This window comes from Mesobacillus subterraneus, from assembly GCF_003937825.1.
Lineage (GTDB): Bacteria > Bacillota > Bacilli > Bacillales > Cytobacillaceae > Mesobacillus > Mesobacillus subterraneus.
Genome location: NZ_RSFW01000010.1, coordinates 95325 through 117230, shown reverse-complemented (window position 1 = coordinate 117230; position 21906 = coordinate 95325). Strand labels below are relative to the sequence as shown.

The following is a 21906-nucleotide window of genomic DNA, read 5'->3' as shown; positions in this document are numbered from 1 at the left end:
ATATTATTTATGGGATATACGGGTTCTATTTTACTGGAATGTCCGTGATAAATTGTAATTGAGGAGTGTCATGATGGAAAAAGTACTTGTGTTTGGACATAAAAACCCTGATACGGATTCAATCTGCTCGGCTATCGCCTACACGAACCTAAAGCAAAAGCTTGGTGTCGATGCTGAAGCCGTCCGTTTGGGACAAGTTAATGGTGAAACTCAATATGCGCTGGATTACTTCAAAGCAGAAGCACCTCGTCTTGCTGAAAGAGTTTCAGAAGAAGTGGACAAGGTCATCCTTGTTGACCACAATGAGCGCCAGCAGAGTGCGGATGACATTACGGAAGTGCAGATCGTTGAAGTCATCGATCACCACCGTGTGGCAAATTTTGAAACAAGCGATCCGTTATACTTCCGCGTGGAACCTGTAGGCTGCACAGCGACCATCTTGAATAAGATGTATAAGGAAAACAATGTGGAAATCGACAAGAATATCGCTGGCTTAATGCTTTCTGCGATCATTTCTGATTCCCTGTTGTTCAAATCCCCGACTTGCACCGAGCAGGACGTTGCTGCTGCACGTGAATTAGCGGAAATTGCAGGCGTGGATGCAGAGGCATACGGCCTTGAAATGCTAAAGGCTGGCGCTGATTTGAGCAGCAAGACAATCGAAGAGCTGATCTCTCTTGACGCCAAGGAATTCCAGATGGGAGATTCCAAGGTGGAAATCGCACAGGTAAACACAGTAGATGTGAACGATGTGCTGCAGCGCAAGGTTGAGCTCGAAGAAGCATTGAACAACAAAATCAATGAGAAGAACCTTGACCTCTTCCTGTTGGTTATTACTGATATCCTGACGAATGATTCCGCAGGACTTGCAATGGGTGATAAAGCTGCCGCTGTTGAAGAAGCATTCAATGTGAAGCTTGAAGACAACACTGCAACTTTAAAAGGCGTGGTATCACGCAAGAAGCAGGTTGTTCCTGTCCTGACAAACGTATTGGCGAAATAATAACGAAAAACCGTCCTGGCTATATGAGCAGGACGGTTTTCTTTTACGCGAATCTTTCAGTTCTTGCAGTGGCCTTTTTCCATTTGACCGTAATGTAGACGAAATAGACGATCGCAGCAATCGAGAAGTAGATCCACGCTTCGACCACTTGACTGCTTTTCCAGATTCCGGTCATGGAAAGCAGGGCAGGGAATGTTAATGTCAGCCATGATTGCACCATAGCCACCTTGCCGATATAGATGTCTATTTTCTTGTTCATTCCCATGGATAGGAAGAACAGGAACCAGAGATAGGCCCACATAAGCCATGTCAAAGCGCTCACGATGTCTTCAAAATGCACATAAGCGACTGCTGCGTAAATGAGTGCAAGGACAGCAACCCAGAGTGAATACCAGCCAAGTCCGCTGCCATCAAGGTCTTTCAGCAAGGTCACTCCGACATATAAATAGGTGAATCCAAAGAGAAAGATGCTTGCGAGGCTGTAGATTGTCCAGTTGCTCTGGTCAGAAACGGCAATAAGGTAAAACGGAACAATCACCTGCAGAGCCCCGATGAATAAATTGAATACTGCCACGCTTTTTGCATTTGCTCTCCCCAGAAGCATCAAGCTGTTCAGGAAAAGCGCTGCGCCTGATAATAATAAACCTGCGTCTCCCATGATGTATGCCGCCTAAACTTAAAGAAGGCGGCTCTTTCCTCCTTTATCAAGCTTCGAATAAGAAAGAGCAATTCCTTTACCCGAATGGATAGAAGAAATTGCCCCCATGTACTTGTCTTTATTGGCTTATTTAGGATAAGCCAAAGCATTTACTTAGATTGTTCAACCTTTTCCATATCCTTGGATGTAAAATATCCAGGAAGGATTTCGTTGATGTTTGTTTCTTTTACATCACCATTTAAGTTGGCAAGGTAGATTTTCGTTTCACCGGTCGAAAATTCAGCAATTACCTGACGGCAGGCACCGCAAGGAGAAATAGGACCTTCCGTGTCTCCGACAACGGCGATCGCCTTGATCTCTGTATCACCTTCAGACACCGCTTTGAAAATGGCGGTTCTTTCGGCGCAGTTTGTCAGGCCGTAAGAGGCATTTTCAATATTGCAGCCAAGATATACCTGGTCATTGCTTGTGACGATTGCAGCGCCAACCTGAAACTTAGAATATGGAACGTATGCTTTGCTTCTTGCTTCAATTGCTTTTTCCACAAGTGTGTTTTTATCCATCGTCCATTCCCCATTCCCGTTTTTTATATTATCTCTTAATATGAAGAGTTTGAAGACAGGCCATTCATGATGGCTACCCCAGAGCTTGCGCCAATTCTTGTTGCACCGGCCTCGATCATGTTTTGTGCATCCTCAAGGCTTCTTACGCCTCCGGAAGCTTTAACGCCAACATCTGGACCAACAGTTTTTCTCATTAGGGCGATATCTTCTGCAGTAGCCCCGCCTGTTGAGAAGCCAGTAGAAGTCTTGACGAAATCAGCACCAGCTTTTACAGACAGCTTGCAAGCCATTTCTTTCTCTTCGTCAGTCAACAGGCAAGTCTCGATGATGACCTTTGTCAATGCTTTGCCTTTTGCTGCTTCAACAACAGCTCTGATATCATTTTCAACAAGATCGTACTGCTTGTCTTTCAGTGCGCCGATGTTGATGACCATGTCGACTTCAGTCGCGCCATTTTCAATCGAGTTCTTTGTTTCAAAAGCTTTAACTTCAGAAGTTGTCGCACCAAGAGGGAAGCCGATAACCGTACAAACTTCTACTCCTTCAGCATCCTTTAGTATTTCAGCCGCCTTTTTAACCCAAGTTGGGTTTACGCATACAGAGGCAAACTTATATTCTTTTGCTTCCTCAGCCAATTTTACAATCTCAGCCTCAGTTGCATTTGCTTTAAGTAGAGTGTGGTCGATCATTCTAGCTAATTCGTTTGTCATAGCATTCATTCCCTTTCATTATTAAAAATATGTTTAAACGCTTTCATTAAGAAGAAAAAAATATAGCACCTATTTAGTATGTGTTACTTACATGAATAATATATCAGGTGGGTGAACAAATGTAAATAACGATATGAACATATGTAAAAATAAAAACTGGAAATCCACGAAAATGACACATTTTTGCTGGTATGCAGACAAATATTTCTTTTGACATTACTTCTCTGTTTCATTATAGTTGCTATAGAAAATGAATAATAATCATCCTGCATCCGCGGGAGAGGTTCATAGCAGATACCCTCTATAAAAAACTATGGCTTTGAAAAATTTTCAACCATATCCAGGAGGATGTGGTTTTATTTTTGTAAAGGCATTGATCAGGGTGGCCTCAGCTTGCGTTTGCGGACATCATAGGAGGCATTTTAAGATGGCTGGAAGAAAAGAAGAGGAAATGAAAGATTTGACATTGCTGGGCAACCAGGGAACAAAGTACTTGTTTGAATACAGCCCTGAGATCCTGGAAACATTCGAGAACAAACACCCATATCGGGATTATTTCGTAAAATTCAACACACCTGAATTCACAAGTCTATGCCCGATTACTGGCCAGCCAGATTTCGCGTCGATTTACATCAGCTACATTCCAGATCAATTGATGGTCGAGAGCAAATCGCTTAAGCTGTATCTTTTCAGCTTCCGGAACCACGGTGATTTTCATGAAGACTGCATGAACATCATTATGAACGACCTGATCAAGCTCATGGATCCACGATATATCGAGGTATGGGGCAAGTTCACGCCAAGAGGCGGAATCTCGATCGACCCATATACAAACTATGGCAAGCCTGGCACGAAATACGAGGAAATGGCCAATTACCGGATGATGAACCACGATATGTATCCAGAAAAAGTGGATAATCGCTAACTGGAGGCGAATAGCTTTTTTAGCTGGAAAAAATCGCGAGGAATTTCCAGTTCGCTATAAAAAAAAGAATTTCGCTATAAAAACAAATTTTTCGCTATAAAAAATTTGTTTTCGCTATTAAACGGACGAATCCTTTATAACCACAATAAAACAACCCGCCTGGATTGCTCATCCAGGCGGGTTTCCTTTGCTATTAAGAAACAAACGTCAATTCTTTAGGGAATTTCGTTAAAATTTCTATTCCATCTTCAGTGATGACAACATCATCTTCAATCCTTACACCTGCCACGCCTGGTACATAAATCCCCGGCTCTGCTGTGAAGACCATCCCTTTTTCCAGTACAAGCGGGTTCGTGCTTGTCAATGATGGATATTCGTGGACGCTGACGCCCAAACCGTGGCCGAGGCGGTGAGGGAAGTAATCTCCATATCCTGCTGCTTCAATCACGTTTCTGGCAGCAAGATCAACCTCGGAACATGCTACTCCCACACGCGCTGTTTCAAGTGATTTTAGCTGGGCTTTTAATACAGTGTTATAGATCTCTTCCTGCTGTTTGCTGATTTCTCCGTAAGCGAGGGTCCTGGTGATGTCAGAGCAGTAGCCATCCCAGACGACGCCAAGGTCGAACAGGACGAGGTCGCCCTTGCTGATTTTCGTCAGCCCTGGAGTTCCATGCGGCGCTGCAGCATTCTTACCGGTCAATACCATCGTTGAAAAAGACATCTCTGTTACGCCATTTTTCTTAAGTTCGTATTCGATTGCGGCCAGGACATCGAGCTCTGTTTTGCCTTCTTTTATCTCATTCATGCCGGTTTCAACCGCAAAGTCCGCCAGCTCGCAGGCTTTTCTCAGCTTCTGCAATTCATACTCGGTTTTTACCATACGCATCAGGCCCAGTTTCTCTTCAGCTGACACAAACTCGGTGCTGCCAAAAAAGCCTGACATTTTTTCATAGCGCTCGACATTCAGCTGTTCTTTCTCGATTGCAGTTTTACCAATAGAGGAAACTCTCTTTTTAATACCATTATAAGCCAGTTCCATGGAGTCATCCGTATCGCTGTAGCCGATGATTTCCAGGTCCCAGCCTGCGTTCCTTGCATTTTCCTTATCCATTGCCGGGCAAATCATGAATGGCTCGGCATCCTGGAAAACGGCAACAGCCAGCAGCCGCTCGTGTGGGTCGCTTAAAAAACCGCTCAGGTAAAAGACATTGTCAGGGGACGTAACAAATGTGACATCCACACTATTTTCCTTCATCCATCCGGATAAAGCAGCCAATCGTTCAGACATGATCAATTCCTCCTCAGATATGTATATCTCACTATGAGAGTAGCAAGATGCGCGTCAAAAGTAAAACTTTTATTGGAGAGGGAATGCGGGTATAAAGAAAATAATGCAGGAGTTATGCGATCAGCGTTGAAATAATTCATTGAAAGGAGCGATTATTATGAAAGTATCTTATCATGGCCATTCTGTAGTTAAAATTGAAACGAATGGGAAAACGATTCTGATTGATCCCTTCATCACAGGAAATGACCTGACCGACTTGAAGGTTGAGGATGTCAAGCCGGATGTCATCATCCTGACGCATGCTCATGGCGACCATCTTGGGGATACCGTAGAACTTGCCCAAAAACATGATTCCCTCGTCATCGCGAACTTCGAAGTCGCTACATACTTGAGCTGGAAAGGGTTGAACACGCACGGCATGTCGATTGGAGGTGCCTATGAATTTGATTTTGGCAAGGTTAAAATGACACCTGCCTTCCATGGGACAGGCATGGTTACGGAAAACAATGAAATCATTTATGGCGGCATGCCGGCCGGGATCCTGTTCATGGCAGAAGGGAAGACCGTTTTCCATGCTGGGGACACAGGGTTGTTCTTGGATATGAAGCTGATTGGTGAAAGACATCCGATCGATCTCGCGTTCCTGCCGATTGGCGACAATTTCACAATGGGACCTGAAGACGCTGCATTGGCAGCCGAGTTCCTGGGTGCAAAGGAAGTTGTACCGATCCATTTCAACACATTCCCGCCAATCAAACAGGATCCGCATGCTTTTGTAAAAATGCTCAAGAACAATAACGGGCGCGTTCTTGAAGCAGGCGAAGTCATTGAACTGTAATCTTTTAGAAGCTGCACAAATTGTTGTGCAGCTTTTTTCTATTTTCCATGCTTTTTATCCTTGGGGCTGCATAGATATAAAATAAGACAACCTGTAGGAGGATAAAAATGAAGAAAAATCGCTATCTCTTATATTTGCTTTTATGCGGCCTGATGCTTTACATAGGGATGCCAGAACTTAGTTTCCAGGCCGGCGGGAAAGAGGCCCTGTTTGCCGGAGCATGGCTGTTCCTTGCTTTGCTTGTGTTTGCAGGCAATCTTGCAGCGTTTTTATATACTCCGAAAAAGTATGCGCGAACCGGAAAAGCAAGGTTCGAAAGCAAGCCGAAAAGAAAATCACGAGTATTCACTGGCTGACCCATCAGCCAGTTTTTTTTGTAAAAATGCTTCTTAATCAAGGGTTTGATTGAATCAAGGCTTCATTCACCTTATAATGATAGTTGGATAGAACGACAATGAACGGAAATTTTTATAAAAGGGTGAAGGTCTTGGCAACTAAGCATGAACAAATACTTCAATATATAGATGAACTGCCGATTGGGGAAAAGATTTCGGTACGCCAAATCGCCAAGGCGCTTAACGTCAGTGAAGGAACGGCATACAGAGCCATAAAGGATGCGGAAGTGAAGGGATACGTCAGCACGATCGAACGTGTCGGCACGATCAGGATCGAACGGAAAAAGAAAGAGAACATCGAGAAGCTCACCTTTGCCGAGGTCGTCAATATCGTGGATGGACAAGTACTAGGCGGTCGGGCAGGTCTCCATAAAACACTCAATAAATTCGTCATTGGAGCAATGAAGCTTGAAGCGATGATGCGCTACACCGGTGCGGGCAACCTATTGATTGTCGGTAACCGTGATAAGGCTCATGAGCAGGCACTCAGGGCAGGGGCTGCGGTGTTGGTGACAGGTGGCTTTGATGCTGAAGATCATGTCAAAAAGCTGGCGGATGAACTGCAGCTGCCAATCATCTCGAGCAGTTATGATACGTTTACGGTTGCGACGATGATCAACCGTGCAATCTATGACCAGCTGATCAAGAAGGAAATCATCCTGGTTGAGGATATCCTCACACCAGTCTCAGAAACGATTTTCCTTCGCAGCCAGGACCGGGTATCAGACTGGTTCCGACATAAGGATGAAACGCTGCACAGCCGTTTCCCGGTGGTGGATAACAATATGAAAGTAATCGGGATGATCACTTCGAAGGACGTCATGGGACACGAGCAGGATATTCTGATCGAAAAAATTATGACCAGAAATCCGATGACGGTCAGCGGGTCGACCAGTGTGGCTTCTTCCGCCCATATGATGGTGTGGGAAGGCATCGAAGTCCTGCCTGTCGTCGACGACGCCAACAGACTACAGGGCATCGTCAGCAGACAGGATGTGCTGAAGGCGCTGCAGATGATTCAACGCCAGCCGCAGGTAGGGGAAACGCTTGATGACACCGTGACAAACCAGATGGTGCTGGCTAAGGGGAAGACAAAGGATGAGGACATTTTCCGCTGCCAGGTCACACCTCAGATGACCAACCATCTTGGAACCATTTCGTATGGGGTATTTACAACGATTGTCACAGAAGCAGCGAACAGGGTGCTTAGAGGATATAAAAAAGGTGATTTGGTCGTTGAGAATATGACCATCTATTTCATCAAGCCTGTACAAATTGACAGTGTCATCGAGATTTATCCGAAGGTGCTGGAGGTAGGAAGGAAGTTCGGAAAGGTCGATATCGAGGCCTTCAATGAAGGAGTCCTGGTCGGCAAGGCCATGATGATGTGCCAGCTGATCGACCGCCATTAATTGCGTGAATAAACAAAGCCGATCCAAAAGGATCGGCTTTTTATATTATTTTTCCTGGGCTTCCTTGGCTGCGAGAGGCAAATAGAATTTGTAAGCTTTGATTCCGCCCCAAATGCTTAAAGAGCCAATGATCAGAAAGATTGCTCCGACAATGTAGGTGACAGTCGTATCGAACAGGAACAGCTGGTTCAAACCGAACAAGGCAACGAATAGTCCAAGTGCGATGCTGGACTTCGCAGAAAGCCATTTTCGCTCCGCCGGACGCTTGCTGCGCACATATTTAATCTTGTAAAAGATATAAAAAGCAAAAGATAGAACAATAAGCAGTACAAAAATAGGCATTGCATTTCCTCCACATTCATAATCACTCCTATTTTACCGTTAATTCTAATAGAATGCCATAGAGTTGTCTTTGGTAATGAAACGAATGCATAGCTTGGAATAGACTGAGTTGTGGAGCATTGTTTATTCGCATACTTGAAGAGACCGCTTAACTTATTTTGGTTAAGTACACCACGCAATGTCTTCACGCTTTTCTTTTCCAAAAAATATGTTCATAATTAAGATATGAAAAAGGTGAAGGAGCATTTTGATGAAAGAGCAAATACTTGAGGCTATTGAAAATTATGAAACGATCATTATCCATCGCCATGTGCGGCCTGATCCCGACGCATATGGTTCTCAGGGAGGACTTGCCGAAATCCTGAAAGCTTCTTATCCGGACAAAAATATTTTTACAGTAGGGAAAGAGGAGCCTTCACTCCATTACATGAGAAGGCTGGACGCGATTTCGGATGATGCTTTCAAGGGTGCGCTTGTGATTGTCTGCGACACGGCCAATGCGGAACGGATCTGTGATGGGCGCTATGGACAGGGGGAGCAGCTGATCAAGATTGATCATCATCCTAACGAAGATCCATACGGTGATCTTCAATGGGTCGACACAACGGCAAGCTCGACGAGTGAAATGATTTATGAGTTCTATCTCACATTCAAGGACCGGGAACTGAAGATGTCCGATGAGGCTGCAAGGCTGCTGTATGCAGGAATTGTCGGGGATACAGGACGCTTCCTCTATCCGAGCACGACGAATAAAACATTTGCTTATGCAGGAGAATTGATTCATTATAATTTTTCACGCACGGAACTGTATGACAGGATGTACGAACTTGCACCAAATGTGGTGAAGTTGAATGGATACATACTTCAGAACTTTGAACTGCTTGAAAATGGTGCAGCGAAGGTCGTAATGAAGCAGGATTTACTTGACCAGTATGGTGTCAAACCTTCTGAAGCATCGCTGCTTGTCAGTGAGCTTGGGAATGTGGCTGGAATCAAGGCGTGGGTATTCTTTATTGAGGAAGAAGACCAAATTCGAGTGCGACTCCGTTCAAAAGGTCCGGTGATCAATACGATTGCCAGGAAATACAACGGCGGCGGACACCCGCTTGCTGCCGGGGCATCAATTTATTCATGGGACGAAGTCGATAAAGTCCTGAAAGATTTAATTGAAGCCTGTAAGGAGTAGGGGATAAAAAAGGTGCGTTTCATCAAGAAACGCACCCGCTTTTACCGATTATTAAAATAAACTTCTAACGCATCCGTAATTTCTGCATCCAGTCCGTCTGTCTGGATTTTGTAATGGTCACCATCAAGGGAAGCGGAGAAATCGCTGATCCCTTGCTGCTTCAGAAAGTCATCGATATCTGAAAGATGTTCACCTTGATTCTTAAGGCTTTTCTGGCCGACAAAATGTCCATTTACATAAACATCATATTGATCCTCATTTAATTTAACCTGGTTTTCACCCTCACGGCCATTAAACGCGTAAGGAGGGAAGATGCCTCCTCCGACACCAGAACCGCTATTTCCTGCTCCATTGTTAAAAGTCATGATAAAACCCTCCTGTTTCAGATTCCATATGGTTTTATCATTCCCGTTTCCAACTACAGTAACACAAAATATACAGTACTGGAGGGAATTACCTTTATTTTTCAATCCAGGCTGATCTCGACCTGAATGCTGACTGATGTGTATATGACCATTGATTTGATTTTCAATTTATAACGTTTGTCATTCACCTTGATGGATTTGTTTTCAATTAATTTAGTGATAAGCTCCCTGCTTTTAAAAACAGAATCAAGGTCCTTGGCCAAAAGGATGTTCAGTTGTCCCTTTGTTTCTTCCTCTATTTCATAAATGCTGAGTGTATCAAGATATTTTTTATATTTTTGGTCGTTAACAATCTTCACTTTAATCTCCTGAACAGTCAGCTTTTCTTGATTTTTTTTATTTAATTCCGCGTAATCATCCATCCAGATTTGAATATCGCTTTTCAATTCTGCGATCTCATCCTTTTGCTGCTCGATTTTCTTTGAGCTTTTTTCCATGGAAACTCCGTAGATATATAAAAACAGAATCCAGCCAAGGACTGCGCCGACGGCCATACCTGAAAAGAATCGTTGCCACTCAGGTTTGCGGTAATAAGGGGGAATCCTCATTTTACACATGCTCCTGTGTCAGCCAGTTGATAAGAAGCGCTCCGGTCTGGGCACCGCCCATGGCAGTGAGGATCAATATGAATTGTTTAAAAATATCCTTCGTTTCACCGTTCAATAATCCGCGTTCAAAGCTGTACACTGTGTCAAATGTGCCCCCGATGGCTGCAATGATGGCCCAGATTCTGATTGAACTGGAAAAGCGCGCGATTTCAGTCAGGATTGGCTGTCCTGTGAAAAAAGAGGCAAGACCGCCGATCAGCGAACCGCCAAGCAGGACGCCCAGTGCAATAAAATAAGCTTCGAACAGCAGGAAAGCAAATGGCTGATGATTCATAGAAAACACCCTCATTAATGATCAATTTTACCCTCGTATTCCATCATATGGACAATCTGCTTTTAATATGTTTAAACTTCCATGAACAAAATGAGAACATATTTTCTTTTTTTACGTTAAAAGCCTATAATAATAGAAGATGAACCTTTAAGGGTGTGAGAGAAATGTCATTTATTCACCTTCATGTCTATAGTGCATACAGCCTGCTGACGAGCACGGCCACAGTAGATCAGCTCGTCCGCGATGCCAGGGCAAAAGGATTTTCCGCACTCGCATTAACGGACCGGAATGTACTGTATGGTACTGTCGCTTTTTATAAAGAATGTTTAAAGAATTCGATCAAACCTCTGCTTGGCCTGACGGTGGACGTCGTCAGCCCGGTGCTGGAACAAGAAGCTTTTCCGCTCGTCCTCCTTGCGAAAAACAATCAGGGATTCCAGAACCTGATCAAGATCTCCAGTGCTGTCCAGACTAAATCTCCAGAAGGAATTCCTGTGAAATGGCTGAAGCACTACGCTTCAGGTCTATACGCCATGACACCGGGGACCGAAGGAGAGGTTGAATATTACTTATCAAACGGTGAGAAGGAAAAGGCTCTCGAAACTGTGGAGTTTTATAAAAAGATCTTTGGTGGGCAAAACTTTTATCTATCATTGCAAAACCAGGGTATCCCAGGACAAACGGATTTAATTCAACAACTGGCGAAGCTGGGTGCCGAAACGAAAACACCATTGATTGCTGCTAATCAGGTCCATTATCTGGACAAAGTGGATTCCTTTGCCCAGGAGTGCCTGCTGGCAATCAAGAACGGTGAAAAGCTGCAGGATGATGCACGCCAAAAACTGGGGAGCAACGAGTTTTACCTTAAAACTGCCCGTGAAATGAGCGAATTGCTGTCAGAGTACCCAGAAGCCCTCGAAAACACCTTGAAAATCGCTGATGATTGTAATGTCATGCTTGATTTTGAGACCAGGCATCTGCCGAAATACCCTGTTGGACAGGGCAAGAGCGCGGATCAGATGCTTGAAGAGCTATGTTACAAAGGTTTGAAAGAGCGTTATGGCAATCCATCTGAACAGCATGTTGAAAGACTGAAATATGAGCTATCCGTCATTAAGAAAATGAAATTCAGTGACTATTTCCTGATCGTATGGGATTTTATCAACTATGCGAAGGAAAAGGGAATCCTGGTCGGACCTGGCCGGGGATCGGCGGCAGGTTCGATCGTTGCCTATGTATTGTATATTACTGACGCTGACCCGATTGAGCATGACCTGCTGTTCGAACGATTCCTGAATCCAGAACGTATATCCATGCCGGATATCGATATCGATTTCCCTGACAATCGGAGGGATGAGGTCATTGAATATGTCGCTTCCAAATATGGCGAGCTGCATGTTGCACAAATTGCCACTTTCGGTACACTGGCAGCAAAGGCAGCGGTGAGGGATGTCGGGCGAGTGTTCGGATTGAACGCAAAAGAGCTTGACCGCCTCTCGAAGCTGGTACCTTCCCGGCTTGGAATCACGCTGAAAGACGCGCTTCATGAATCAAAGGGACTCCGGGACTTCGTGGAAGAATCAGAAAAGAACAAGAGGATCATAGAGACGGCCATCAAACTGGAAGGACTTCCACGGCATACTTCCACTCACGCTGCCGGTGTCGTCATCAGTGAGCAGCCGCTTACGAATGTCGTCCCAATCCAGGCTGGGCAATCAAATGTTTTCCTTACTCAATATTCTATGGATCACCTCGAAGAAATAGGGCTGCTGAAGATGGACTTCCTCGGCTTGAGAAATTTGACGTTGATTGATACAATCCTCCATTCTATCCAGCAGAAAACACGCCAGAAGATCGGGATCCATGAAATTCCCTACGATGATAAAAAAACATTTGAACTGTTAAGCAGAGGCGAGACAACAGGGATTTTCCAGCTTGAATCGGAAGGGATGCGAAAAGTGTTAACAAAGCTTGAACCTACTCGGTTCGAGGATATTGTCGCAGTCAATGCCCTATACCGGCCGGGGCCGATGGAGAATATCCCTCTTTTCATCGACCGGAAGCACGGCAGGAAGCCAATCGATTTTTATCATAAGGACCTTGAAGATATCCTTGGAAATACATATGGTGTAATCGTCTATCAGGAGCAGATCATGCAGATCGCTTCAAAGATGGCGGGATTCACCCTCGGTGAAGCTGACTTGCTGCGTAGGGCTGTTTCGAAGAAAAAGAAGGAAGTTCTCGATCAGGAACGAGAACATTTTGTGAACGGTGCGCTGGGGAAAGGTTATGACGACAGGACCGCCAGTCAAATATATGATCTGATTGTCAGGTTTGCGAATTACGGCTTTAACCGAAGCCATGCGGTGGCCTACAGTATGATCGCCTACCAGCTTGCTTACCTAAAGGCCCATTTCCCGTTGTATTTCATGGCAGCACTGTTAACTTCGGCGATCGGCAACGATGTGAAAATTGCTCAGTACGCTCGTGAGCTGCAGCAAATGGGCATCAAATTGCTCCCGCCTTCCATCAACAAAAGCTCCTTCAGCTTCCAGCCCGAAGGAGAGGCTGTCCGCTACAGCCTGGCAGGGATCAAAGGAGTAGGGCTTGCTTCATTGAAGGATATTTTCCATGCAAGGCGGACTCAGCCTTTTAAGGACATTTTTGACTTTTGCATCCGGGTTCCTGATAAGACTGCTTCCCGAAAAGTACTGGAAGCTTTGGTGTATTCTGGATCATTCGATGAATTCGGCCAGGACCGGGCCGTCCTTCTGGCGACGATTGATGTAGCCCTTGAACATGCTCAGCTTGTTGCACCTGATGATTCTGGACAGATTGATATGTTCGCTGAAGCAGAATTCTCTTTGAAACCAAAGTATATTGAAGTGGATCCAATACGGATTGAAGACAAACTCAGCCTTGAAAAAGATGTGCTTGGGGTTTATTTATCGAGACATCCCGTTTCCATTCATGAAAAGGAATTCCAGGCGGCGGGTGTCAAAACAATCGCTTCAAAACAAGCCGGCAAGGTAAGACTGGGTGTATACGTGACTGAGCAAAAGAAAATCAGAACGAAAAAGGGAGAACCAATGGCCTTCCTGACACTAAGTGATGCAAGCGGAGAAACTGAGGCCGTTGTGTTTCCAACTGTTTACAAGCAGCATGGAAACAATCTGGCACAAGGGAAGCTGACGCTAGTCGAGGGCAAGTTTGAGGAACGCGATGGAAGAAGCCAGTTCATCGTCCAGCATGTGCTTGATCTTGAAAAAGAAGCTTCTAAAACCCAGCAAAAAAAGCCTGCCATGTATTTGCGGATTGTGAAAGGGACAGACAGTGCAGAGAGAATGAACAAGCTTAAAGCTTTATTGAGAAAACATCATGGTGCTGTCCCGGTCATTGTATATATGGAAGAAACGGAAAAATCGATACTGCTTCCCGATGAATTCAATGTCAGTACTGAACCGGGAAGTGTAAGCGAATTGAAAAAAGCTTTAGGGGACAACAATGTTGTCCTGAAAAATTAGTCCTTTACAAGTATAATAGATGTGTTATATTGGAAAAGGATATGTGTGGTCAGACCACTGAAGTAGGCAACCTTTTTATCTCTGGCTGTTTTTGCATTCGCTGCAGTCTTCAGAGGATTTCTTGAATGCGAAAAAAGCATAAAACTAAGGAGTGGACCTGAGTTGACTTTACGTGAAGAAGCTTTGCACATGCACCGTGTAAACAAAGGAAAATTAGAGTCGAAATCGAAAGTGCCTGTAAGAAACGCGAGAGATTTAAGCCTTGCTTATTCGCCTGGTGTTGCGGAACCTTGCAAGGAAATATATGATAAGCCGGAAACTGTATACGATTATACAATGAAAGGCAATATGGTAGCAGTCGTATCTGATGGTACGGCAGTATTGGGGCTTGGCAATATCGGACCCGAGGCTGCTCTTCCTGTCATGGAGGGTAAAGCGGTTCTTTTTAAGAGCTTTGCCGGCGTGGATGCTTTCCCAATCTGTCTCAATACGACTGATGTTGATAAAATTGTTGAAACGGTCAAGCTTCTTGAACCGACATTCGGCGGAGTCAACCTTGAGGACATTGCTGCTCCAAACTGCTTTGCTGTTGAAGAGCGTCTGAAAAAAGAAACGAATATTCCAGTCTTCCATGACGATCAGCATGGTACTGCAATCGTAACCGTAGCAGGTCTTGTCAATGCATTGAAAATTGTTGGCAAGAAGATGAATGAAATCAAAGTTGTCGCAAACGGAGCGGGTGCCGCTGGAATTGCGATCATCAAGCTCCTGTACTCTTATGGAGTCCGCGATATCATTATGTGCGATACCAAGGGAGCGATCTATGAAGGCCGCCCTGTAGGAATGAATGCCATCAAGGACGAAGTCGCCAAGTTTACGAATCGTGACAATGTCGAGGGTTCTCTTGCAGATGCAATCAAAGGTGCTGATGTATTTATCGGTGTATCAGTTGCAGGGGCCTTGACAGCAGAAATGATCCAGACCATGAACAGTGACCCAATCATTTTCGCCATGGCCAACCCAGTTCCTGAAATCATGCCGGAAGAAGCCAAGGCAGCCGGAGCGGCTGTTATCGGGACAGGCCGTTCGGACTTCCCTAACCAGGTCAATAATGTGCTTGCTTTCCCGGGAATTTTCCGCGGGGCACTGGATGCGAGAGCAACCCACATCAATGAAAAGATGAAAGTGGCTGCCGTTAATGCGATTGCAAGCCTGATCGAAGAGTCAGAGCTTACAAGTGATTATGTCATTCCCGGACCATTTGACCCGCGTGTTGCGCCTGCAGTTGCTGCTGCTGTTGCAAACGCAGCAATGGAAACAGGAGTAGCACGTATTAAAGTGGATCCACAAGACGTCAAGGAGCGTACAGAGCGCCTTGCAACCATTGGAAAAGGTGAGTGAGCGCCCAGTGTCCCAGCCTGAAAAGAACACCAAGGTTTATGTGGAGATCGTCAGGCAGCTAAGGGAAATGATTTATAAGGACGAATTGAAGCCAGGAGATAAAATCCCCTCGGAACGTGAGCTTTCAGAGCGCCTGAATGCCGGGCGCTCCTCTGTCCGGGAGGCGCTGCGGGCCCTCGAGCTTCTTGGATTGATCGAGACAAGAAGAGGAGAAGGCACATTCATCAGGGATTTCCGTGGCAATCAGCTTGTCCAGCTGTTAAGCACCTTTATTTTGCAGGACGACAAAGCCAAGCAAGACGTGATCGAAACAAAGAGCATGATCGAGGTTGATTGCCTCTATCTGGCAGCAGAAAAAGTCCAGCAAGAGGAAATTGAAAGACTAAAAGTTTGGATTGATGAACATAATTTTGAAGATGAAGAGTTCTTCAAAACAATCGCTGAGCTTGCCGACAATCACCTTTTTTACCGAATATGGTATATATTGAACGATTATTATAATGCACTAAACCTGAAAGTATCACCTTCTGAAAAAGAAGATTATCAGAAGCTGGTAGATTCACTGGCAACAAAAAGAGGAGACCTGATCCTTGAAAGGTATCGCATGCTGCGGAAAATGTCGACGAGCTGACGACATGAAGTAACATCTTTTGTAGATCAGATGTTATATACTAGTGGACATGCTTTAGATGCCTGGATGGCAGCCTCTCTTTCTTTTTACTATAGTGGTCTGACCACTTCTGAGAGCAGTTACTGAATTTTGGATGAAACAATACAACCAGCAAAAAACGGAGGGGGTTTACCTTTGCTAAAGGAACTTTTCACGAAGACGAAAAAGAAAAAGTACGCAACGATACCTTCTGAATCAGCAAAGCAGGATGTACCTGAAGGAATCATGACAAAATGTCCGAACTGCAAGAAAATCATGTATACAAAGGAACTGAACAAAAACTTCAAGGTGTGCATCCAGTGCGGATACCACCATCAAATGGACTCTGCTGAGAGAATTGAAAGTTTCCTTGATGCGGGAAGTTTCCGCGAACTGGACAGGGAAATGGTCTCCGGCAATCCGCTTGGTTTCCCGGAATATGTGGACAAGCTTGAGAAGGACCGCCAAAAAACAGGGATCAATGAGGCGGTAGTGACCGGCCTTGGCACTGTAAACGGCTTTGATGTGTCCATTGCGATCATGGACGCGACCTTCAGAATGGGCAGCATGGGATCGGTCGTAGGTGAAAAAATTACCCGGGCAATCGAAAAAGCAGATGAACTATCGATTCCTTTCATTATTTTTACGGCTTCAGGCGGAGCAAGGATGCAAGAAGGTGTCCTCAGCCTGATGCAAATGGCAAAAACAAGCGTGGCTTTGAAAAGGTTCAGTGACAATGGCGGCCTGATCATTTCGATCATGACACATCCTACCACTGGCGGGGTTTCCGCGAGTTTCGCATCTCTTGGGGACTACAATCTGGCCGAGCCTGGGGCACTGATCGGGTTCGCAGGCAGGAGAATCATTGAACAAACCATCAGAGAAGAGCTTCCGGAAGATTTCCAGACATCAGAGTTCCTTTTGAAGCACGGGCAGCTTGATGCCGTCATTTCACGGACAGAGTTGAAGGACAAAATCGCCGGCATACTTGAAATTCATCAGCCAGGAGGGGTATTCCAATGGCAGGAGAACTAGAATTCGAGAAACCAGTACTTGAGCTCAGGAAAAAAATCAGTGAGCTCAAGGAATTCACGAAGAATACAGATGTGGATCTCTCATCCGAAATTGATAAATTGGAAGCAAGGTTAGAGAAGCTTGAAGCGGAAATTTATGAAAATATGAAACCGTGGGACAGGGTCCAGATTGCCAGGCATCCAAACCGTCCAACGACACTGGAATATATCTCTTTGTTGTTCACTGACTTCTTTGAATGCCATGGGGACAGGGCGTTCGGAGATGATGAAGCGATTGTAGGCGGCATCGCGAAATTCCATGGCTATCCGGTCACTGTGATCGGCCATCAGCGAGGGAAGGATACGAAGGAAAATATCCGCAGGAACTTTGGTATGCCACATCCTGAAGGCTACCGGAAGGCTTTGCGCCTCATGAAGCAAGCAGAAAAATTCAGGCGCCCGATCATCTGCTTCATCGATACAAAGGGCGCGTATCCAGGGAAAGCTGCTGAAGAACGTGGTCAGAGCGAGGCAATCGCCCGGAATCTGTTCGAAATGGCAGGGCTGAAGGTTCCTGTAATCTGTGTTGTCATCGGTGAAGGCGGAAGCGGCGGCGCGCTTGCTCTTGGCGTCGGCAACTATATCCATATGCTGGAGAACTCCACCTATTCCGTTATTTCACCAGAAGGAGCGGCGGCTATATTATGGAAAGATTCAACCCTGGCGAAGAAAGCAGCTGAAACGATGAAAATTACGGCTCCGGACCTGAAAGGGCTGGGAATCATTGATGAGATCATCCCGGAAGTGAAGGGTGGAGCCCACAGAGACGTCGCACAGCAAGCGAAATACATGGATAAAGTGTTAAAAGACTCCATGTCTGAATTACTGGTATTGGATGAAGAAACTCTGATCAGCCAGCGGTACGAAAAATACAAACGAATTGGCGAGTATTCGTTTCCGAATGAATTTATAGGGGTAAAATAAAACGTGCATATGAGCACGTTTTATTTTTTTCCAGCAAGTACCCTTTTAAAGCGCTTGCAATTACGAGATAATTCCGTCTTATTGTCAATATTGAGGATTCAGTTGAGATACCGCAACCTACGTGTTATTTTAGAAATATTCCCGGGTATTCTGTTTATAATAAGATAAGTTAACAGAAGACAACAGAGAGTAGTTTTTAGTAAAGTACATACTGAATGAGGTGAAACGATGAAAAGAATTGGTGTATTGACGAGCGGCGGCGATTCCCCTGGAATGAATGCTGCTGTGCGTGCGGTTGTAAGGAAGGCAATCTATCATGATGTCGAGGTTTATGGTGTATTCGGCGGTTATGCTGGGTTGATGAGCGGAAATATTAAAAAATTGGAGCTTGGATCAGTTGGTGACATCATCCATCGTGGTGGTACATTCCTTTATTCTGCGCGCAGCGAAGAATTCAAAACGAAGGAAGGCCAGCAAAAAGGAATCGAGCAATTGAAAAAGCTCGGAATTGATGGACTGGTTGTCATTGGCGGAGACGGCTCATACCGAGGAGCAAAAGCTTTAACAGAGCAAGGCTTCCCGTGTGTAGGTGTGCCTGGTACCATTGACAATGATATTCCAGGAACTGAATTTACCATCGGGTTCGATACAGCACTTAATACAGTCATTGATGCAATCGATAAAATCCGTGACACTGCTTCTTCCCATGAAAGAACGTTTGTCGTCGAGGTAATGGGACGAAATGCCGGAGACCTTGCTTTATGGGCTGGGCTTGCTGGCGGAGCAGAAACAATCTTGATTCCTGAAGATCCGCATGATATGAAGGATATCGCAAATCGTCTTCAAAAAGGGCATGACCGCGGCAAAAAGCACAGTATCATCATTGTTGCTGAAGGTGTCATGAACGGCTATGATTTCGCGAAGCAATTGCAGGAAGAGACTGACTTCGATACACGTGTGACTGTCCTTGGGCATGTCCAGCGAGGCGGGACTCCAACTGCATTCGACCGTGTCCTTGCGAGCAGGCTGGGAGCGCGGGCGGTAGAGCTTTTATTAGAAGGAAAAGGCGGACGGGCTGTCGGAATGGAAAAGAATCAATTAGTGGATTACGATATCATTGAAGCCCTTGCCAGAGAACATACGGTTGACTTGAACTTATATAAATTATCAAAAGAGCTTTCTATTTAATCTCTTTACAGTAAACCAGGAGGTTGCAAGCTATGCGCAAAACGAAAATTGTTTGTACGATCGGTCCTGCTAGTGAAACTATCGAAAAATTGACTCATTTAATGGAAGCAGGCATGAATGTTTCCCGCCTGAACTTCTCACACGGAAGCCATGAAGAGCATGCTGCCCGAATCAAGAATATCAGAGAAGCTGCTGCGAAAACAGGAAAGAGGGTTGCGATCCTCCTTGATACGAAAGGTCCTGAAATCCGCACCAACGATATGGAAAATGGTGGGATCGAGCTTCAGACTGGCCAGGAATGCATCATTTCAATGAAAGAAGTCCTTGGTACAGCTGAAAAGTTCTCAATCACTTATGACCAATTGATTGACGACGTCCACCCTGGAGCGAAAATCCTCCTTGATGACGGCTTGATTGGACTTGAAGTAATTGGCATCGACAAAGCGAATGACGAAATCAAGACAAGAGTATTGAACAGCGGCACACTTAAGAATAAAAAAGGCGTGAACGTTCCTGGGGTTTCTGTCAATCTTCCTGGTATCACAGAAAAAGATGCACAGGATATCCTTTTCGGTATTGAACAGGGCGTTGACTTCATCGCAGCATCATTTGTCCGCCGTGCGACAGATGTCTTGGAAATCCGTCAGCTGCTTGAAGAAAACAATGGCTCCCACATCCAGATCATCCCTAAGATTGAAAACCAGGAAGGCGTCGATAACATCAACGAAATCCTTGAAGTTTCTGATGGCCTGATGGTGGCGCGTGGTGACCTTGGAGTCGAAATCCCGGCTGAAGAAGTACCACTCGTTCAAAAAGATTTGATCAAGAAATGTAACACATTAGGAAAGCCAGTTATCACTGCTACACAGATGCTTGATTCAATGCAGCGTAACCCGCGTCCGACCCGCGCTGAAGCAAGTGACGTGGCAAATGCTATCTTTGACGGAACAGACGCAATCATGCTTTCTGGAGAAACGGCTGCAGGCCAATATCCAGTGGAAGCAGTGCAGACCATGCACAATATCGCATCACGTGCAGAACAAGCTCTTAACCATAAAGAACTGTTGTCAGCACGCAGTAAAGACACTGAGCACAACATTACCGATGCTATAGGGCAATCGGTTGCGCATACCGCATTAAACCTTGATGTGAATGCGATCATCACACCGACTGAAAGCGGGCATACAGCACGTATGATCTCTAAATACCGTCCTAAGGCCCCAATCATCGCAGCGACTTCTAATGAGCACGTTCTGCGTCGTCTGGCACTTGTATGGGGAGTATATCCACAGCTTGGACAAAAAGCTGAAACAACGGACGAAATGCTCGCTGTTGCAGTAGAAGAGAGTGTGAACAGCGGACTTGTTTCCCACGGTGACCTTGTTGTCATCACAGCAGGAGTACCTGTCGGCGAAGCAGGCACAACCAACCTGATGAAAATCCACGTAGTCGGCGATATCCTTGCCAAAGCACAGGGAATCGGTCGTAAATCTGCCTATGGAAAAGTCGTAACTGCCAAAGATGCTCAAGAAGCATTAAGCAAAGTAAAACCAGGCAGCATCCTTGTAACAATCGGTTCCGACCGTGACATGGTTCCTGCACTAGAAAAATGCAGCGCACTAGTAACTGAAGAAGGCGGATTGACAAGCCACGCAGCTGTCGTAGGCCTTAACCTCGGAATTCCGGTAATCGTTGGCGTAGAGAACGCGATGAAGCTGTTCACCGATGGACAGGAAATCACTGTTGACTCATCAAGAGGCGTCATCTATAAAGGACACGCAAGCATTTTATAAATTGAAGGAAGGATGGGGATTGAATCTCCATCCTTTTGTTATTAGATCTGTTAAAGCTGAATAGGATTTTTAACCCTGTTGATTGAAGTGGAAGGCGCGAAGACTCTATCGGAATGAAGCGGGCAGGTGAGACCCCGCAGGAGCAAAGCGACGAGGAGGCTCACCGCACGCCCCGAGGAAAGCGAAGCGCCTGGAACGAAAATGCCTTGATTTACAGAGCCTTTTTATAAAATATGAAAAGCTGCAAAATCCAAATAGTTGTATTGGCGTAAAAAAGGCACATATAATAGAAGGACAGGCAATTCCAACACATTGAGGTGGATAATGAAATATATTTTTCTGTTATTAGTTATCGTCCCGGCAGCCGAGATTGGCGTATTGCTTCTCTCTGGACAGACGATCGGGATTTGGCCGACAATCCTGTTGATTATCCTTACTGGATTCATCGGGGCTTATCTGGCAAAGCAGCAGGGGCTGGAAACGATCCGTAGGACACAGCAGCAATTAAGCAGAGGAATGATGCCGGGAGATGTCATTCTTGATGGTGTAAGCATTTTGGTAGGCGGTACGCTCCTCCTCACACCAGGTTTCATTACCGACGCTCTGGGATTTTTGCTGCTGGCACCGCCAACAAGGAAGTTTTTTAAAGGGATGATGTTGAAATTATTCCGTAACTGGATTGATAGAGGCACGATTAAAGTGATTCGTTAAATTTATTTGCAAT

The 21906-nt window shown here is 45.2% G+C and carries 22 protein-coding genes; 14 read left to right on the top strand and 8 right to left on the bottom strand.

What is annotated here, in order from left to right; translation table 11 throughout:
* Nucleotides 1-73 precede the first annotated feature (73 nt).
* On the top strand, nt 74-1003 hold the full coding sequence (locus EJA10_RS08020; RefSeq protein WP_125479654.1) for a manganese-dependent inorganic pyrophosphatase: 930 nt from the start codon (nt 74-76) through the stop codon (nt 1001-1003).
* 43 nt (nt 1004-1046) lie between these two features.
* On the opposite strand, the gene EJA10_RS08015 is transcribed toward EJA10_RS08020, so the two are convergent.
* From EJA10_RS08015 to deoC, 3 genes are all read right to left on the bottom strand, one after another.
* A complete protein-coding gene (locus EJA10_RS08015) occupies nt 1047-1661 on the bottom strand; it encodes an AmiS/UreI family transporter (RefSeq protein WP_125479496.1) in 615 nt (204 codons plus the stop codon).
* A 149-nt stretch (nt 1662-1810) separates the two neighbouring features.
* A complete protein-coding gene (locus EJA10_RS08010; protein ID WP_125479495.1) occupies nt 1811-2224 on the bottom strand; it encodes a cytidine deaminase in 414 nt (137 codons plus the stop codon).
* Between the two features lie 35 nt (nt 2225-2259).
* Nucleotides 2260-2934 (bottom strand): deoxyribose-phosphate aldolase, encoded by a 675-nt coding sequence (gene deoC, locus EJA10_RS08005; RefSeq protein WP_125479494.1) that lies wholly within the window; start codon nt 2932-2934, stop codon nt 2260-2262.
* A gap of 427 nt (nt 2935-3361) precedes the next feature.
* On the opposite strand from deoC, the gene queF reads away from it, so the two are divergent.
* Entirely contained in the window at nt 3362-3859 is a 498-nt protein-coding gene (queF, locus tag EJA10_RS08000; RefSeq protein WP_125479493.1) for a preQ(1) synthase, read from the top strand.
* A 193-nt stretch (nt 3860-4052) separates the two neighbouring features.
* On the opposite strand, the gene EJA10_RS07995 is transcribed toward queF, so the two are convergent.
* Complete coding sequence (locus EJA10_RS07995) at nt 4053-5150, bottom strand: M24 family metallopeptidase (RefSeq protein ID WP_125479492.1); 1098 nt, start codon at nt 5148-5150, stop codon at nt 4053-4055.
* Between the two features lie 157 nt (nt 5151-5307).
* Between EJA10_RS07995 and EJA10_RS07990 the strand changes: the two genes are divergently transcribed.
* From EJA10_RS07990 to EJA10_RS07980, 3 genes are all read left to right on the top strand, one after another.
* The gene (locus EJA10_RS07990; RefSeq protein ID WP_125479491.1) at nt 5308-5988 is read left to right on the top strand and encodes a metal-dependent hydrolase; all 681 of its coding nucleotides are present in this window, start codon (nt 5308-5310) and stop codon (nt 5986-5988) included.
* Between the two features lie 107 nt (nt 5989-6095).
* Entirely contained in the window at nt 6096-6344 is a 249-nt protein-coding gene (locus EJA10_RS07985; protein WP_125479490.1) for a hypothetical protein, read from the top strand.
* Nucleotides 6345-6475: 131 nt separating this feature from the next.
* On the top strand, nt 6476-7795 hold the full coding sequence (locus tag EJA10_RS07980) for a CBS domain-containing protein (RefSeq protein ID WP_125479489.1): 1320 nt from the start codon (nt 6476-6478) through the stop codon (nt 7793-7795).
* 45 nt (nt 7796-7840) lie between these two features.
* On the opposite strand, the gene EJA10_RS07975 is transcribed toward EJA10_RS07980, so the two are convergent.
* Nucleotides 7841-8137, bottom strand: coding sequence for a YtpI family protein (locus tag EJA10_RS07975; RefSeq protein ID WP_125479488.1), 297 nt, complete (start codon nt 8135-8137; stop codon nt 7841-7843).
* A gap of 250 nt (nt 8138-8387) precedes the next feature.
* Between EJA10_RS07975 and EJA10_RS07970 the strand changes: the two genes are divergently transcribed.
* Nucleotides 8388-9323, top strand: a complete 936-nt coding sequence (locus EJA10_RS07970; RefSeq protein WP_125479487.1) for a DHH family phosphoesterase — start codon at nt 8388-8390, stop codon at nt 9321-9323.
* A 41-nt stretch (nt 9324-9364) separates the two neighbouring features.
* On the opposite strand, the gene EJA10_RS07965 is transcribed toward EJA10_RS07970, so the two are convergent.
* The 3 genes from EJA10_RS07965 to ytrH all read right to left on the bottom strand — a co-directional run bounded on the left by EJA10_RS07965 (nt 9365) and on the right by ytrH (nt 10630).
* Nucleotides 9365-9688: a hypothetical protein gene (locus EJA10_RS07965; protein WP_125479486.1), complete on the bottom strand. Its 324-nt coding sequence runs from the start codon at nt 9686-9688 to the stop codon at nt 9365-9367.
* 101 nt (nt 9689-9789) lie between these two features.
* On the bottom strand, nt 9790-10296 hold the full coding sequence (ytrI, locus tag EJA10_RS07960; protein ID WP_125479485.1) for a sporulation membrane protein YtrI: 507 nt from the start codon (nt 10294-10296) through the stop codon (nt 9790-9792).
* A 1-nt stretch (nt 10297) separates the two neighbouring features.
* The gene (ytrH, locus tag EJA10_RS07955; RefSeq protein WP_125479484.1) at nt 10298-10630 is read right to left on the bottom strand and encodes a sporulation membrane protein YtrH; all 333 of its coding nucleotides are present in this window, start codon (nt 10628-10630) and stop codon (nt 10298-10300) included.
* A 164-nt stretch (nt 10631-10794) separates the two neighbouring features.
* Here ytrH and dnaE point away from each other — a divergent pair, with 164 nt between their 5' ends.
* The 8 genes from dnaE to EJA10_RS07915 all read left to right on the top strand — a co-directional run bounded on the left by dnaE (nt 10795) and on the right by EJA10_RS07915 (nt 21893).
* Nucleotides 10795-14154, top strand: coding sequence for a DNA polymerase III subunit alpha (dnaE, locus tag EJA10_RS07950; RefSeq protein ID WP_125479483.1), 3360 nt, complete (start codon nt 10795-10797; stop codon nt 14152-14154).
* A gap of 162 nt (nt 14155-14316) precedes the next feature.
* Entirely contained in the window at nt 14317-15555 is a 1239-nt protein-coding gene (gene ystJ, locus EJA10_RS07945) for an NADP-dependent malic enzyme (protein WP_125479482.1), read from the top strand.
* Nucleotides 15556-15562: 7 nt separating this feature from the next.
* A complete protein-coding gene (locus tag EJA10_RS07940; protein ID WP_125479653.1) occupies nt 15563-16186 on the top strand; it encodes a FadR/GntR family transcriptional regulator in 624 nt (207 codons plus the stop codon).
* A gap of 174 nt (nt 16187-16360) precedes the next feature.
* Entirely contained in the window at nt 16361-17239 is an 879-nt protein-coding gene (gene accD / locus EJA10_RS07935; protein WP_125479481.1) for an acetyl-CoA carboxylase, carboxyltransferase subunit beta, read from the top strand.
* Complete coding sequence (accA, locus tag EJA10_RS07930; RefSeq protein WP_125479480.1) at nt 17224-18201, top strand: acetyl-CoA carboxylase carboxyl transferase subunit alpha; 978 nt, start codon at nt 17224-17226, stop codon at nt 18199-18201. Before accD ends, accA begins: the two co-directional genes overlap by 16 nt.
* A 228-nt stretch (nt 18202-18429) precedes the next feature.
* Nucleotides 18430-19389 carry a 6-phosphofructokinase gene (gene pfkA, locus EJA10_RS07925; protein WP_125479479.1) on the top strand — a complete coding sequence of 320 codons (960 nt, stop codon included), beginning with the start codon at nt 18430-18432 and terminating at the stop codon, nt 19387-19389.
* Between the two features lie 32 nt (nt 19390-19421).
* Complete coding sequence (pyk, locus tag EJA10_RS07920) at nt 19422-21182, top strand: pyruvate kinase (protein ID WP_125479478.1); 1761 nt, start codon at nt 19422-19424, stop codon at nt 21180-21182.
* A 324-nt stretch (nt 21183-21506) separates the two neighbouring features.
* A complete protein-coding gene (locus tag EJA10_RS07915) occupies nt 21507-21893 on the top strand; it encodes an FxsA family protein (RefSeq protein WP_125479477.1) in 387 nt (128 codons plus the stop codon).
* The last annotated feature ends 13 nt before the right edge of the window (nt 21894-21906 follow it).

Excerpts from the sequence above, each read along its gene's own strand:
- EJA10_RS07990 (WP_125479491.1), top strand. The coding sequence starts at position 5,308 with ATGAAAGTATCTTATCATGGCCATTCTGTAGTTAAAATTGAAACGAAT.
- EJA10_RS07970 (WP_125479487.1), top strand. The coding sequence starts at position 8,388 with ATGAAAGAGCAAATACTTGAGGCTATTGAAAATTATGAAACGATCATT.
- ytrH (WP_125479484.1), bottom strand. The coding sequence starts at position 10,630 with ATGAATCATCAGCCATTTGCTTTCCTGCTGTTCGAAGCTTATTTTATT.
- queF (WP_125479493.1), top strand. The coding sequence starts at position 3,362 with ATGGCTGGAAGAAAAGAAGAGGAAATGAAAGATTTGACATTGCTGGGC.
- EJA10_RS08020 (WP_125479654.1), top strand. The coding sequence starts at position 74 with ATGGAAAAAGTACTTGTGTTTGGACATAAAAACCCTGATACGGATTCA.
- EJA10_RS07975 (WP_125479488.1), bottom strand. The coding sequence starts at position 8,137 with ATGCCTATTTTTGTACTGCTTATTGTTCTATCTTTTGCTTTTTATATC.
- dnaE (WP_125479483.1), top strand. The coding sequence starts at position 10,795 with ATGTCATTTATTCACCTTCATGTCTATAGTGCATACAGCCTGCTGACG.
- EJA10_RS08015 (WP_125479496.1), bottom strand. The coding sequence starts at position 1,661 with ATGGGAGACGCAGGTTTATTATTATCAGGCGCAGCGCTTTTCCTGAAC.
- EJA10_RS08010 (WP_125479495.1), bottom strand. The coding sequence starts at position 2,224 with ATGGATAAAAACACACTTGTGGAAAAAGCAATTGAAGCAAGAAGCAAA.
- deoC (WP_125479494.1), bottom strand. The coding sequence starts at position 2,934 with ATGACAAACGAATTAGCTAGAATGATCGACCACACTCTACTTAAAGCA.
- EJA10_RS07965 (WP_125479486.1), bottom strand. The coding sequence starts at position 9,688 with ATGACTTTTAACAATGGAGCAGGAAATAGCGGTTCTGGTGTCGGAGGA.
- accA (WP_125479480.1), top strand. The coding sequence starts at position 17,224 with ATGGCAGGAGAACTAGAATTCGAGAAACCAGTACTTGAGCTCAGGAAA.
- EJA10_RS07995 (WP_125479492.1), bottom strand. The coding sequence starts at position 5,150 with ATGTCTGAACGATTGGCTGCTTTATCCGGATGGATGAAGGAAAATAGT.
- pyk (WP_125479478.1), top strand. The coding sequence starts at position 19,422 with ATGCGCAAAACGAAAATTGTTTGTACGATCGGTCCTGCTAGTGAAACT.
- EJA10_RS07985 (WP_125479490.1), top strand. The coding sequence starts at position 6,096 with ATGAAGAAAAATCGCTATCTCTTATATTTGCTTTTATGCGGCCTGATG.
- EJA10_RS07915 (WP_125479477.1), top strand. The coding sequence starts at position 21,507 with ATGAAATATATTTTTCTGTTATTAGTTATCGTCCCGGCAGCCGAGATT.
- ytrI (WP_125479485.1), bottom strand. The coding sequence starts at position 10,296 with ATGAGGATTCCCCCTTATTACCGCAAACCTGAGTGGCAACGATTCTTT.
- pfkA (WP_125479479.1), top strand. The coding sequence starts at position 18,430 with ATGAAAAGAATTGGTGTATTGACGAGCGGCGGCGATTCCCCTGGAATG.